The following is a 12,901-nucleotide window of genomic DNA, read 5'->3' as shown; positions in this document are numbered from 1 at the left end:
ACAACCCCTTTTTATAAAAATAGTGATTTTTACCCATTTATTCCTTAGTTACCCACAGAATGTGGAAAATTGATTTGTCAATAGTGGATAAGTCTGTTGATAAGTTTTTTACAATATTTTTTATTGGTATATCAGTGTTTTTTTATAATGGAAAACTTCAAAAAAAATTTTTTTCCACAATTGTCAATAAACATAAACCATTCGTTCATTTCCAAAAAGATCTTTTTTGACCTCGACTTTTTTCTGAGGAAATGCTTGCTGGAAAATCGCCTGGACTTTTACCCCTTGCTGAAATCCGATTTCCAAGAACAGTTTACCATCCTCTGCTAAAACAGCTGGCGCCTCCAGCGCGATTTTGCGGTAAATTGCTAATCCATCCTCTTCAGCAAACAATGCAAGTTTCGGTTCAAAAGTTCGGACACTCTCATCCATCAATGACCATTCAGATTTACTGATATACGGAGGATTCGAGATAATAATATCGAACGTTTGGTCTTTAACAGGAGAAAGTGTGTCTCCTACATAAAATTGGATCGCTGTTTTTGCTTGGCGTGCATTTTCTTTCGCTACTTCCAACGCTTTAGGTGACAAATCGATGGCGCTGACCTGCCAGTTTTCTCGGTTTGCTTTCAAACTAATAGCAATGGCACCTGTTCCTGTCCCTATATCCACCACGTGCAAGCTCTTTTCTGAAGTTTCGTTCAAACAAAGCTCGACTAATTCTTCCGTTTCAGGTCGAGGAATCAATGTATCTTGAGTTACTTTTAATCGTCGTCCATAAAAGTCAGCATAGCCCAGGATGTATTGCGGCGGGTGATTTTCTGCCAATAATTTTAAATCTTGGCTGATCTGCTCCTGGTCTTCTTTCGTTATTGTCTCGTTCATGTGTAAAAGCCAGTCAAGTTTGGTCCAGCCTTTGCGTTCCAAAAATAAAAATTGGATACTGTAACCTTCTTTGCCCTGCTTTTCTAAAAAAGAAGAAGCCCGTGCAAGGACTTCTCTATAAGTGACTTTATCCATTTTGCATTGCTTCCAATTTAGATGTTTGATCGTACATGATCAATGCATCAACGATCTCATCTAATTTGCCAGCTAGGATTTGGTCTAATTTTTGGATCGTCAAACCAATTCGATGGTCTGTCACGCGATTTTGCGGAAAGTTATACGTACGGATACGTTCTGAACGATCCCCAGTACCGACTGCTGATTTACGGTTTGCATCGTATTCGCTTTGTGCTTCTTGCTGGATTTTATCATACACGCGGGCACGTAAGATCTTCATCGCTTTTTCTCGGTTTTTCAACTGTGAACGTTCATCTTGCATGGCTACAACGATTCCTGTCGGCAAGTGAGTCAAACGAACGGCAGAAGCTGTTTTATTGACGTGCTGTCCGCCGGCTCCTGAAGCATGGTAGATATCTGTACGAATGTCTTTATCTTCAATGTCGATTTCTACTTCTTCTGCTTCTGGCATTACAACAACAGTCGCCGTTGATGTGTGGATACGTCCTTGTGATTCTGTGGAAGGAACACGTTGGACACGGTGCGCGCCGCTTTCGTATTTCAATTTTGAATAAACATTATCGCCGGAAATCATCATGATGACTTCTTTATAACCGCCGATATCCGTTAGGCTTGCTTCCATGATCTCTGTTTTCCAGCCTTGTGCTTCGGCATATTTTTGGTACATGTTGAAAAGATTTCCTGCAAATAAAGCAGCTTCATCTCCGCCAGCTGCTCCGCGGATTTCCATGATGATATTTTTGTCATCATTTGGATCTTTTGGCAGTAAAAGGATCTTGATGCGATCTTCCAAGACTTCTTTTTCTTTTTTCAAATCAGATAATTCTTCTTTGGCCATCTCTGCCATTTCATCATCTAGTTTTTCGCCCAAAAGTTCCTCTGTATCTTTGATTCCTTGGACAACTTCTTTGTAATGACGGTAAACTTCTACTGTTTCGCGCGTACTTGCTTCTTCTTTAGATAGCTGCATGAAACGTTTCGTATCCGAGATGACTTCTGGGTCACTTAACAGTTCGCCAAGCTCTTCGTAACGGTCTTCAATTGATTGTAATTGATCGTACATAGTTATTCTCCTTCTCTTATGATCTCTGGGTGAAAATAATGATGTCGGCAGACGGGATAATACGCTTCATTTCCGCCGATTTGGACTTGCTCGCCTTCGTAAACTGGGAGCCCGTCGATATAATGTAAGTTCATGATCGCTTTTTTATGACAAAACCAGCAGATCGTTTTCATTTCTTCGATTTTATCTGCATAGAGCAACAGGTATTTTGAACCTTCAAATAATTCATTACGGAAATCATTTTTCAATCCAAAGGCCATTACTGGAATCGATAATTCATCAACGATTTTTGTAAAAGCAATGACATGTTCTTTTGTCAAAAACTGTGCTTCATCAATTAGCACACAGTAAGGTCGAAAGGTCATTTCTTCAATCGTCTTAAAAACATCTGTTTCTTCAAAAATAGGGATCGCTGTTCTTTTCAAACCAATTCGGCTAGACACTACGCCTACACCGTCGCGAGTATCGATCCCGCTAGTCATCAATACGACTGGTTTGTTTTGTTCTTCGTAATTATGTGCGACTTTCAAAATCTCAATGGTTTTTCCGCTATTCATTGCGCCGTACTTAAAAAATAGTTGTGCCATCTTCTCGCTCACCTTCCAGTTTGTTCCTAAGGTATTATACTTGAAAAACAGAATTTTTTACAGTGTGATTTTCATTCCCGCAAAGAAAGAAAAAAGTCAGGACCAGATAATGGCCTGACTTCAGATAAATAGTGGATTTTTTTGTTACTCAGTAAAAAATTTTCCAACCTCTTAATAGATCTTCTTCGTAAAATACTTCAACACAAGGGGTGAAACAAGCGTACTAATCAAGATAATCAGCACAAGCGGCGAATAATAGCTTTCTTCGATCAACTGGCTTTGTTGTCCGATTTGCAAGATGATCAATGCCATTTCGCCTCGTGAAATCATTCCTGAACCAACCATCAATGAACTATTGCTTGAAAAACCAGCTGCTTTTGCGCCCAGATAACCGCCCAATAATTTGGAAAGAATCGCAATAATCGTAAACGCTAAAATGAAAAACCAGCGTTCAGCAATACTGTCAAATGTCACTTCAAGTCCCACACTCACAAAAAAGACGGGGATGAAAACAGAATAACCTAACGCTTCGATATTATGGAACACTTCTTTTTGGACCTTGGTCTGACTAACCGCGATCCCTGCAAAGAAAGCCCCGATCACTGCACTTAATCCTACCAAATCAGCGACATACGACATGCTCAAACAAATAACTAGAGACATGATGATCACTGCTGAATTTGCATAAATTTTTTCAGATAAACGCATCAGAAACGGTGCAATCCATTTGACCAATAAAAAAATCAGGATAAAGTAAAAAATCTGTTCCAAAATCAAAATCGGTAATGAAACACTGCCTTCTGATTCTCCAGTTAAGAAAGTCAAGTTCAAACTCAAAACCAAGACCACTAAAATATCGTCTAAGACCGAAGCGCCCAAAATCGTTGAACCTTCTTTTGTATTGACGACATTCAGTTCTTTTAATACTTCTACTGAGATGCTGACAGAAGTAGCTGCCAGAATAATTCCTAAAAACAACGCTTCTTTTTGGGTGACATCAAATCCTAGACCCGTTCCCCATCCTAAGACCACTGGGAGAACAATCCCAAAAACAGCCACCAGTATTGCAGGACGGAAATATTTTTTCAGTAAAGAAAGATCACTTTCCAGACCTGCTAAAAACATCAATAAAATAACGCCTATTTCTGAAAAATCAGTTACTAATATATCTGGATGTACCCAGTTCAATCCTGCTCCACCCAGCAAAACGCCAACTAAAAGCTGACCAATAACTGCTGGGATACCCAGCTTTCTTGAGATATGCGAAGCAATAGTCGTAGCAAATAGAATCAAACAGAGTATGCCGATAAAATGCATTTCACCAGTCCTTTCTTTTCTTCAATTCCTACTTAATTATAACACCAGTTACTTAAAATGAAGAATATTATGGCTGTCTTCTCTGTCTGTTTTGGTGAATATCGCTTGCCGACACTGCTGTTTTGAAGTAAACTAACGCTGTTGAACTCAACTAAAAAAAACATATTTAAAGGAGAATCCGCTCTATGGCAACTGTTTTAATCGTCAAAGGCCATCCTTTGACTGCTGAAGAATCTCGTTCAGTCAAAGCACTAGATACTTTTTTGAAAAGCTACAAAGAAACAAATCCAGAAGATACAATCACTGTTTTAGATCTTTACCAAGATGACATTCCTGAAATCGATGCAGAATTACTTTCTGGCTGGGGCGCTTTGCGCGCTGGCGAAACATTCGAAGGTCTATCTGAAAGCCAACAACAAAAAATCACTCGTTTCAACGAATTGACAGAACAATTTTTACAAGCAGACAAAGTAGTTATCGCAAATGCACTTTGGAACTTGAACATTCCAACTCGCCTAAAAGCTTGGTTTGACACTGTCAATGTCGCTGGAAAAACATTCCGTTACACAGAACACGGTCCAGAAGGTCTTGTGAAAGGCAAAAAAGCCTTACATATCCAATCAAATGGCGGCGTTTACGGAGGACAAGATCTTGCTTCTCAATATGTAAAAGGAATCTTGAACTTTATTGGTGTGGAAGAAGTCGATCAATTATTCATCGAAGGAATCGACCATACACCAGACCGCGCAGAAGAATTATTAGGCGCAGCTTTAGCTAAAGCTGACGAATACGGTAAAACATTTTAATCAAAAAACTGCCGACGCTTTAATGCGCCGGCAGTTTTTTTATTCTTTTTTCTCTACTTTTTGTAATGGATTATCTTCGTACAACGTTGAGATCGTTGCATACCATTCAAAGATATGCGTAATCACTACTTTTGCCGCTGCATAAACTGGAATTCCTAAAATAACTCCTACTACACCGAACAATTTCCCTGAAGTCAATAAAACCAGTAAAATCGTCACCGGATGGATCGACAGCTGGTTACCTAAAACCAATGGCGAGATCACGCGGCCCTCGATCGTTTGCTCGATTGCAAAAACAATCAATACCTTGATGAGCATGACTGGTCCTGCAACGATACCTAGAAATACCGCTGGGATCATCGCTAAAAACGAACCAAGATAAGGAATCAAGTTTAAGAAACCTGCAATTATCCCTAACGTCACCGCATAATCAAGCCCAATAATCGCAAAACCAATAATGAACATGACTGCGACAGAAAATGCGACAGTCAATTGACCACGGATATAAGAAGAAACCTGTGCATTCATTTCTCCTAAAACAGTTAACGTCGGTTTTCTCATTCGCGTCGGTAAAAATTTCACGAAATAAGGAGCCAATTGACGTCCGTCTTTCAACAAATAAAACAAGATGAACGGCATTGTCAGCAAGGCGACGATGACTGTTGCAACAGCACCGACGAAACTTCCTAAACTTTGAACTGTGCTTTTTGAAATACTTTGGAACATATCACCAAAGGAATTCATCAGCTTGTCACCAGTACTCTCGATTTGACTGCGAAATTGATTGAATAACGGATTACGTAAAAATTCTGTAAGCTTGTCATCAATTGTATGGATATACTCTGGAAAATTACTAATAAAACTTACTGTTTGCTCTTGGATTTTCGGAATGATCACAACACTTCCCCACACAATCAACGCAACGACTAAAATAAATAAGCCGATAATGCTGTAAATGCGAGGGACATTTCTCTTTTCTAAATAATCAACTACCGGATTCATCAAATAGTACAAGATCCCCGCTAAGATGATCGGTAACCCTACAATTGCTAAAAATTGCCAGACCGGCTCAAACAAGTAAGAGACTTTTGTGAATAAAAAGACGATTACCAGCAAAAGCAAGACGACTAACAATGCAGTGACAACTTGATTATTTAAAAACCATTTCCAAAACCAGGAATTCTTTTTTTCTTTCTTCTCTCCCATGACAATCCTCCTAGTCGTAGCGTATATGTGTTCCTAGATGGATTTCAGGTACTTGATACGGTGAAAGATAAATACCATTAACGATAGCATCTTCTCGATTATATTCATCAAAAATCAGTGTGACATGACCAACAGCTTCTAGATTTTGATTGGCTGTTCTGCCGACATGTTCAATGCGGTATTCCTGGTTATCGAAAGTGATCGTGTCTCCTTCATCTAATGAAAAAGTCGGACTTTCTTGAAATTCTTGGATAACTGAATAATTTCTTAAAGCAGGCGTAGCCGTTTTATCGAATAAAATCATAATTGGATCATTTTCGCTAATTGCTTCTGTTCCGATTTCTATTACATTTGAATGAATCATATACATCGCTCCTTCAATTGCTTTCAAAAATTATTATAACACACTCTCTTTCTTTGTCCCCGGAGAATAATTATATGCTAGAATAAAGAAGAAATCTTAAATTTTAGGAGGTATCATATGATTCAGAAACTCATTTTGGGTACTTACACACGCCGCATAAGCGAAGGTATCTACACCATCGAATTAGACACAAGAAAAGGACAGTTATCTGGTCTTTCATTAGCAGCTAAAGAGGTTAGCCCAACTTATCTGACAAAAAGCCAAGCTGGAAATCTATATACAGTGACCACAGTCGACCAACAAGGCGGCGCAGGCTCATATGATTCAGAATATCACTTTTTGAATGCGGTAACAGAAGAAGGAGCTCCTCTTTGTTACGTGGCAGTTGACGAAAAACGACAACTCGTTTACGGCTCAAATTATCACAAAGGCGAGATCAATGTTTACAGAATTTTAGAAAACGGCGGATTAGAAGCTGCTAGTTCTGTTTACCATGACGAGCCCACTGGTCCCCATAAAAACCAAGACCACGCACATGTCCACTACACTGATTTGACTCCAGACGGTCGTTTAGTTGTTTGCGATCTAGGAACTGATCGTGTCTATACGTATGATGTTTCTGACAATGGAGAATTAACTGAGGCGGCCATTTATAAAGCAGCAGACGGCACCGGACCAAGACATCTTGTCTTCCATCCTGAAAAACCGCTTGCTTATCTTTTTGGCGAATTAGACAGCACAGTCACTGTTTTATCTTATCAAGCGGAAACAGGTACCTTTGAAGAATTGCAAAAAACTTCAACTATCCCTGATGATTTCGAAGGTGAAAATGGTGGTGCAGCTATCCGCATTTCAAACGACGGCCGCTTCCTTTACGCTTCCAATCGCGGTCATAATTCGATTGCAGTCTTCCAAATCTCAGAAGACGGAAAAGAAATCGAACGCATTCAACTTATTTCTACAGAAGGCGATTTCCCGCGAGATTTTTCCTTAAACCCAGAAAATGAGTTCTTAGTTTGCGCGAATCAAAATTCTGACAATCTGACTTTATATAAACGAGAAGCTGAAACAGGAAAACTGACTTTGATCCAAAAAGACATCTACGCGCCAGAATGTGTATGTGTGTATTTTGAACGATAACAGAGGTGAAAAAATGACTCCCGAAGAAGTATTAGACAGATTACGCGAAGATTTGGCTATTCCATTTTTTAATGGAAAAATCGAACAAAAAGAATACAGCGAAGAAGACTATCAGCAATTAAAAAAAGACTTAGAAAATTACTTCAATGACTACGTTCGAAACGTAGAAAACTGATTTTTCTAGTCTTAAAAAGACCTTTACTCCTTGGTGTACCAAGGAGTAAAGGTCTTTATTTCTTTATTTTTGAATAGATATTTTCCTTTTTACAAACGTGTTAAGGCGTTTTGTACTTTTCTCTTTTTCACTGTTGGAAAATCTCAAACAGATCCCTAAGATAAAACTTAGGATAAGATAACTTGAACCACCATAGCTGATAAACGGCAGCGGTACACCAGTCATCGGGATCAAACCGACGATACTTGCAATGTTGATACTCGTCTGGAGCAGCAGAAGCATCCCTGTTCCCAGAAAAATCAACCCAATCTGCTGATTAGAAGCTGATGCCGCTTTTCTGAACAAACGAAGAATCAAAAAGAACAAGATTCCCAAAACCAAGATCCCAGCGATCAATCCCAACTCTTCCACCAAAACAGAAAAAATAAAATCTGTCTCTGCTACTGGCAGAAATCCGCGCTTCGTGATGCTGTTTCCAAGACCAAGACCTAACAGCCCTCCATTGAACAACGCATAATAAGAATGCGCCATCTGAAATCCATGGCCATAAAGATCTTCAAAAGGATTGCCAATCAACCGAATCCGATCATACGTATGCCCTAAAAAATCAGGCAGCCAGCCATGGTCTCCCAAATAAACCACCAAACCGCCAGTAATCAATACTCCGCCAATCAATGTTCCGAAAAAAATCAAGGTCAGCCAAAATGGTGATTCCGCTGTAGCAATCATGGTCAGTGCCAGAACAAGAATCAGAAAGACCCCTGCAACTTTCGGCTGTAAAAAAATCAGGAGACAACAAATCCCCAGCAGAAACAGCGGCTTCTTCAATTCTTTCAGCGTCCCTCTGCGGTAGCGGAAATAATAAGCAAGATAAAGGATCAATCCCACATTCACGATTTCAGAAGGCTGGAATTGGATACCTAAAATAGAAACCCAGCGCTGTGCACCATTAATCGTTCTGCAAAAAAAACTAATACGTGTCAGAAATAAACTCAGTATCCCAAAGCTAAGGATCCCGTAAGCAAACAATGGCCTCATCACTAACTCTAGTTTTACTTTTTGAAGAAGAAAGATCATTAACCAGCTCATCAAAATAAACACAAACTGCCGAATCAGCAGCTGTTCTGCTCGCTGATCCGATGTAATCAAACGAAAAGAACTAGCGCTGTAAACCATCAGCAACCCAATAATGCTTAACAAAAGATAGGGAATGAGCAGCTGCCAATCGATTTTATTTTTTAGTTTCATATCAAACCTCCCTTAACGAATGTCACGTGAAAAATTGAACAAGATTTCTTGTATAGAATTAAATAACATCTGAATCTAAATGTTCGTTTCACAGTCACAAAAATGGTACCTGTTCCTATAGATGATAACAATCTTTCTTCAAACGAAACGAACGTTCTTTAATATTTCTTAATACAGATTCCATATGTAAACGCATACTTAGCTAGTATTAATTATTTTTTTGTATCTAAAAACCGTACAAAATAACAGGTTAGCCTCTTATTTTATACGGTTTAATTTTAGAATTATTTACCTAGCATCATTTTTGTCATTTTTTGGATCGACACAGAGATTGCATCTGTTGCTTGATCTTGTTTTTCTTCTGCTTGGTCAAACAGGTCTACTTGTACCCCTTTTTCCAAGTCGATACTTTGGATCATTTCTTCGCATCCTGCCACATATTCCATATAAGAACGTTCAAATTTCTTGTGGATACCCATGACTTTTGCTGGTGGTCTCAATGTACTGATTTTTTTCAGCATATCGCGATATTTCGCTGTTCCTTTTTCAAATAAGTCGTGTGTTTCTGCTAACATTTTGGTTGATAGTTCACTGACTTTTTCTTCATTGATCGCTTTTCTGATGTTTTCATAACTTGGGTTCATTTCTTCACCGATTGCTTCTGTTTCTTTTACGATATTATCGATGGATTGAACATAATAACCTAGATTCGGCCGCATTGCTATCCCTACTTTCCTTTTCTCTTCTTTTTTATTTTACCTGTTTCTTTTATAAAATGACAAGCTTATTTTTCAAGTACAAATTCCTTACTCAAAAAAACCTTCTTGTAAACTATATTGTTCACCTGCTGCCAAATCGTATTGTAAGAGTTGATACTCTTCAAAAATCGTTTCTTGGTCTGCATTTAACTGTGCTTCTTCGTGCCACTGGCCATTTTGATAGAACAAACTTCTTTCAAATGCGGGAATCTCTTCTTCTAAAGCCAGCAATAGCTGATAAAAACCTGTTGTCGGCTGATTACTTTGCTCGAGAAGATTAGCGGCAAAATAAAACGGACTGGTGATTGCATCTTGTGTTTCTTGTTTTTCAAGATTCCCTTGACTATCAAACATCAAAAATTGCGTTTCATGAAGCGTCTGCTTATCATTTGCATCTTGTGTCTCTTGTGAATAAATCCCTGGCAAGTGGTCGCCCCAAAAAACGACAAGTGTCCGACGCGGAAGTTTCTTCAATTCTTCGGTAAAGTTTTTCAACGCCTGGCTGCTGTAAGAAATATCTTGCAGATAATTTTTGATAGACGTGACATCGCCATCCGCTTTTACAGAATAGTCTAAGTTCGAATATTTTCCATTATAGGGCATATGCGTCTGCATGGTCACTAAATGAACGAACTGCGGCTGTTTTTGATCGGCTAAAATATCTAACACTTCTTGATACGCAGATTCATCAGAGATATATGGATTATTTTCGATCGTATCGGTATGAGTCATTGTATCCTGATGTAAAAACTGATCAAATCCCAACACATCATACACATCTTTTCTCTTATACATAGATGTGTTATACGGATGGATCGCTGTTGTTTTATATTGTCGTGCTTGCAGTGTCGAAACAAGAGAAGGAAGCTGATCCATCTTAGGCACGAGCATCGTGTAAGGTGTAGTCATTTGCGGATTGAGCAGCGCCATCGATAAACCTGTTAATGCTTCAAATTCGATGTTTGCTGTCCCGCCTCCGTAATTTTGCGAAAGCATATTGCCGCTGTAAGTCTGATTTGCTACTTTATAATATTCAGCTAATGGATTGCCGGTGACTTCGACTCCATTCAAGCGGCTTGGATCAGAAAAGCTTTCACTCATAACATAAATAATATTCGGCTGTTCTGTGTCAGCTTTCTTGTTTCTTTCATCAGCTGCTTTTTGATACTTCTTAGTTATTTCTTGGATACGTTCTTTGGAATATCCGTCTGGCTTTTCCATAGGATCAACTTTCAGATTGTATAAAAAGCCGCCGATAAAACCTGTATTATAGTAATTCATTTTTTGACTGTAAGGAATCCACAACGCTGTTCGATTATACGCTTGGCGCAGCAAGTTATTTGGATTATTGAAATTGCTGATATAACCCATTAATGCGATTGACGTTATCAACAGTGCCCCTCGTACGACTTGGAAACGGCGGCCTTTTTTGAAACTGCGGTACACACTCCAAATAAAAAGTCCGACAGCCACCAATCCCAGACCGCTCAAAAGAAGAAAGGTTCCTGTTCCAGCCATCTCTCTCAATAGCTGGAACTCTGTGATCATTTTTAAATCATCTGGGTAAATCGGTTCTTGGCGATAGTTCATTTTCAGGTAATTCGCTATTCCTAAGATCACGATCAAGATACTGTAGAAAATCGAGCCATATAAGATCGAGCCTGACACCGAGATCAAGAAAACCAGAAAGGTCAGCAAAACAAAACTGCCCAGCAGGAATTTCTGAGTATGCCAAGAAAAAGCAAATTTCATTGCTAATTCAGCAGAAAGATCATTTTGACACCATTGCAAAAAAAGATTACTTGCGATAACCAAAAATAAAACAGCTATGCCCACCAGCAGATAGCGCAGCGTTCGTTTTTGCTTATCAGAAAGGTATGCGGTATATTTTTTCAACGGACTGCTCCATTCTTTTCTATTTTTAGTAGCTTTATTGTAGAGTTTGTCTTCCTATAAGTAAAGCACTTCTCGAAAATCGGCTATCAGTTTGCTGGTCGTTGAAGAAGTCTTACTCTTTTTACTTCTGGAAACTCTTCGATCCTTTGTTTTGCTTTGATCAACTTTTCTTTATCTGTACTTTCTATATTAATCAAGGTATAAATATAATCCTCTTTGTGGTTTCGGGTCATATCCCCAATCAGGAGCTGTTCTTTATCTAAAATACGCAAAATCTCCGTTAATGTGTGTCCTGTTCTTTCATAAAAAACCGTCAAGCGATAAGGCGAACGGAAAACCAAACGTACTGATGGAAAATTCACCGAATCCCTGACTGTCCCAAACAATAAAAAATTGCGCAGTGCTTGTATTGCTGCTCTGCTGCTGTCTGCCAAAGCTTCTTGAGTAGAACCTCCGATATGCGGCAACATAAAAACTTTCTCATTTCCTAGAAACAGCTCATTGGGAAAATCGGTGATATATCTTGAGAGCTTCTCTTCATTCAATATTTCTAATAAGTGCTCATTCTGAACAATTTCTCCACGTCCGACATTGATCAGGACTGCTTCTTTTTTCATCAGCGATAATCTTTCTTTATTTAAAAGATATTTCGTCTCTTCTGTCAAAGGCAGCATAACTATTACAAAATCAGAATAACGCAAGACATTCTCCAACGATACTTGTTCTATATATTCTAGATTTGGCGTATTGCGGGAATAACCTAATACATCCATCCCTAATTCATAACAAATTCGCGCAACTTCTTTTCCAATAGCACCTAAGCCCAGCAGACCAACTGTTTTTCCTTGAAGTTCCTGTCCAACAAAAGCACTTCTTTTTGCTTCTGCCTGTTCAAGAAGTCCGGGACCTGATAAAGATTGCACCATTTCTTGTGCTTGAAAGATTGGACGTACAGCAGTCAGTAAACAAGCTAGGACTAATTCTTTCACTGCATTCGCATTTATTCCTGGTGTATTCATAATGATCGTACCGTTTGCCGTTGCTTTGGTTCGATTGATCGTGTTCGTTCCTACCCCAGCTCTTGAAATTGCCAAAAGTTCTGGTGTGATCCAGCTGTCTTTGATGACTGAACTTCGAGTCAACAATGCGTCTGGACGCTGATCATCGATTTGAAAAACCGGCGCTGGCAGCCGATTCAAAAAGTTTTTTGAAATAGTATCTACTAAGCGAATCTTATACATCAAATCCCCCCTTTTCTACTAGTATCTATGATTTCAGCTTGGGAAACAAGCAGAAGGCTAGGAAAAACAACCGATTT

Annotated in this window: 13 protein-coding genes; 3 read left to right on the top strand and 10 right to left on the bottom strand. The window is 39.0% G+C overall.

Going from position 1 to position 12,901, the window contains the following annotated elements; translation table 11 throughout:
- Positions 1 to 183 precede the first annotated feature (183 nt).
- From prmC to IGI64_RS02280, 4 genes are all read right to left on the bottom strand, one after another.
- Positions 184 to 1,020 carry a peptide chain release factor N(5)-glutamine methyltransferase gene (prmC, locus tag IGI64_RS02295; RefSeq protein ID WP_429939358.1) on the bottom strand — a complete coding sequence of 279 codons (837 nt, stop codon included), beginning with the start codon at positions 1,018 to 1,020 and terminating at the stop codon, positions 184 to 186.
- On the bottom strand, positions 1,013 to 2,086 hold the full coding sequence (gene prfA / locus IGI64_RS02290) for a peptide chain release factor 1 (RefSeq protein WP_016623986.1): 1,074 nt from the start codon (positions 2,084 to 2,086) through the stop codon (positions 1,013 to 1,015). The genes prmC and prfA overlap by 8 nt, the downstream gene beginning before the upstream one ends.
- Positions 2,087 to 2,088: 2 nt before the next feature.
- Complete coding sequence (locus tag IGI64_RS02285) at positions 2,089 to 2,673, bottom strand: thymidine kinase (protein WP_016623985.1); 585 nt, start codon at positions 2,671 to 2,673, stop codon at positions 2,089 to 2,091.
- A 171-nt stretch (positions 2,674 to 2,844) separates the two neighbouring features.
- Positions 2,845 to 3,990 carry a cation:proton antiporter gene (locus tag IGI64_RS02280; protein ID WP_429939357.1) on the bottom strand — a complete coding sequence of 382 codons (1,146 nt, stop codon included), beginning with the start codon at positions 3,988 to 3,990 and terminating at the stop codon, positions 2,845 to 2,847.
- A 185-nt stretch (positions 3,991 to 4,175) separates the two neighbouring features.
- On the opposite strand from IGI64_RS02280, the gene IGI64_RS02275 reads away from it, so the two are divergent.
- Positions 4,176 to 4,796, top strand: coding sequence for an NAD(P)H-dependent oxidoreductase (locus tag IGI64_RS02275; protein ID WP_016623982.1), 621 nt, complete (start codon positions 4,176 to 4,178; stop codon positions 4,794 to 4,796).
- Between the two features lie 39 nt (positions 4,797 to 4,835).
- Here IGI64_RS02275 and IGI64_RS02270 read toward each other — a convergent pair whose 3' ends face one another.
- Positions 4,836 to 6,002, bottom strand: a complete 1,167-nt coding sequence (locus IGI64_RS02270) for an AI-2E family transporter (RefSeq protein ID WP_016623981.1) — start codon at positions 6,000 to 6,002, stop codon at positions 4,836 to 4,838.
- A 10-nt stretch (positions 6,003 to 6,012) separates the two neighbouring features.
- Complete coding sequence (locus tag IGI64_RS02265) at positions 6,013 to 6,366, bottom strand: PTS glucitol/sorbitol transporter subunit IIA (protein ID WP_429939356.1); 354 nt, start codon at positions 6,364 to 6,366, stop codon at positions 6,013 to 6,015.
- Positions 6,367 to 6,483: 117 nt separating this feature from the next.
- Here IGI64_RS02265 and IGI64_RS02260 point away from each other — a divergent pair, with 117 nt between their 5' ends.
- Positions 6,484 to 7,506, top strand: a complete 1,023-nt coding sequence (locus IGI64_RS02260; protein ID WP_429939355.1) for a lactonase family protein — start codon at positions 6,484 to 6,486, stop codon at positions 7,504 to 7,506.
- Between the two features lie 13 nt (positions 7,507 to 7,519).
- Positions 7,520 to 7,681: a hypothetical protein gene (locus IGI64_RS02255; RefSeq protein WP_195742396.1), complete on the top strand. Its 162-nt coding sequence runs from the start codon at positions 7,520 to 7,522 to the stop codon at positions 7,679 to 7,681.
- Positions 7,682 to 7,744: 63 nt separating this feature from the next.
- Here the strand turns inward: IGI64_RS02255 and IGI64_RS02250 are convergent, their stop codons facing one another.
- From IGI64_RS02250 to IGI64_RS02235, 4 genes are all read right to left on the bottom strand, one after another.
- Positions 7,745 to 8,929: an FtsW/RodA/SpoVE family cell cycle protein gene (locus tag IGI64_RS02250; RefSeq protein WP_429939354.1), complete on the bottom strand. Its 1,185-nt coding sequence runs from the start codon at positions 8,927 to 8,929 to the stop codon at positions 7,745 to 7,747.
- Positions 8,930 to 9,213: 284 nt separating this feature from the next.
- Positions 9,214 to 9,648, bottom strand: coding sequence for a hypothetical protein (locus IGI64_RS02245; protein ID WP_429939353.1), 435 nt, complete (start codon positions 9,646 to 9,648; stop codon positions 9,214 to 9,216).
- An 87-nt stretch (positions 9,649 to 9,735) separates the two neighbouring features.
- Positions 9,736 to 11,583, bottom strand: a complete 1,848-nt coding sequence (locus IGI64_RS02240) for an LTA synthase family protein (protein WP_429939352.1) — start codon at positions 11,581 to 11,583, stop codon at positions 9,736 to 9,738.
- Positions 11,584 to 11,669: 86 nt separating this feature from the next.
- On the bottom strand, positions 11,670 to 12,824 hold the full coding sequence (locus tag IGI64_RS02235) for an NAD(P)-dependent oxidoreductase (protein WP_429939351.1): 1,155 nt from the start codon (positions 12,822 to 12,824) through the stop codon (positions 11,670 to 11,672).
- Positions 12,825 to 12,901 lie beyond the last annotated feature (77 nt).

Source organism: Enterococcus sp. DIV0210g (assembly GCF_050559705.1).
In the GTDB taxonomy this organism is placed as follows: domain Bacteria; phylum Bacillota; class Bacilli; order Lactobacillales; family Enterococcaceae; genus Enterococcus_B; species Enterococcus_B faecalis_A.
The sequence above is the reverse complement of the archived record's forward strand: the minus strand, read 5'-3'. Positions and strand labels throughout refer to the sequence as shown.

Bases quoted from the DNA above. Each gene is read 5' to 3' on its own strand.
- IGI64_RS02255 (WP_195742396.1), top strand. From the start codon at position 7,520: ATGACTCCCGAAGAAGTATTAGACAGATTACGCGAAGATTTGGCTATT.
- prfA (WP_016623986.1), bottom strand. From the start codon at position 2,086: ATGTACGATCAATTACAATCAATTGAAGACCGTTACGAAGAGCTTGGC.
- IGI64_RS02235 (WP_429939351.1), bottom strand. From the start codon at position 12,824: ATGTATAAGATTCGCTTAGTAGATACTATTTCAAAAAACTTTTTGAAT.
- IGI64_RS02250 (WP_429939354.1), bottom strand. From the start codon at position 8,929: ATGAAACTAAAAAATAAAATCGATTGGCAGCTGCTCATTCCCTATCTT.
- IGI64_RS02270 (WP_016623981.1), bottom strand. From the start codon at position 6,002: ATGGGAGAGAAGAAAGAAAAAAAGAATTCCTGGTTTTGGAAATGGTTT.
- prmC (WP_429939358.1), bottom strand. From the start codon at position 1,020: ATGGATAAAGTCACTTATAGAGAAGTCCTTGCACGGGCTTCTTCTTTT.
- IGI64_RS02275 (WP_016623982.1), top strand. From the start codon at position 4,176: ATGGCAACTGTTTTAATCGTCAAAGGCCATCCTTTGACTGCTGAAGAA.
- IGI64_RS02245 (WP_429939353.1), bottom strand. From the start codon at position 9,648: ATGCGGCCGAATCTAGGTTATTATGTTCAATCCATCGATAATATCGTA.
- IGI64_RS02265 (WP_429939356.1), bottom strand. From the start codon at position 6,366: ATGATTCATTCAAATGTAATAGAAATCGGAACAGAAGCAATTAGCGAA.
- IGI64_RS02280 (WP_429939357.1), bottom strand. From the start codon at position 3,990: ATGCATTTTATCGGCATACTCTGTTTGATTCTATTTGCTACGACTATT.
- IGI64_RS02285 (WP_016623985.1), bottom strand. From the start codon at position 2,673: ATGGCACAACTATTTTTTAAGTACGGCGCAATGAATAGCGGAAAAACC.
- IGI64_RS02260 (WP_429939355.1), top strand. From the start codon at position 6,484: ATGATTCAGAAACTCATTTTGGGTACTTACACACGCCGCATAAGCGAA.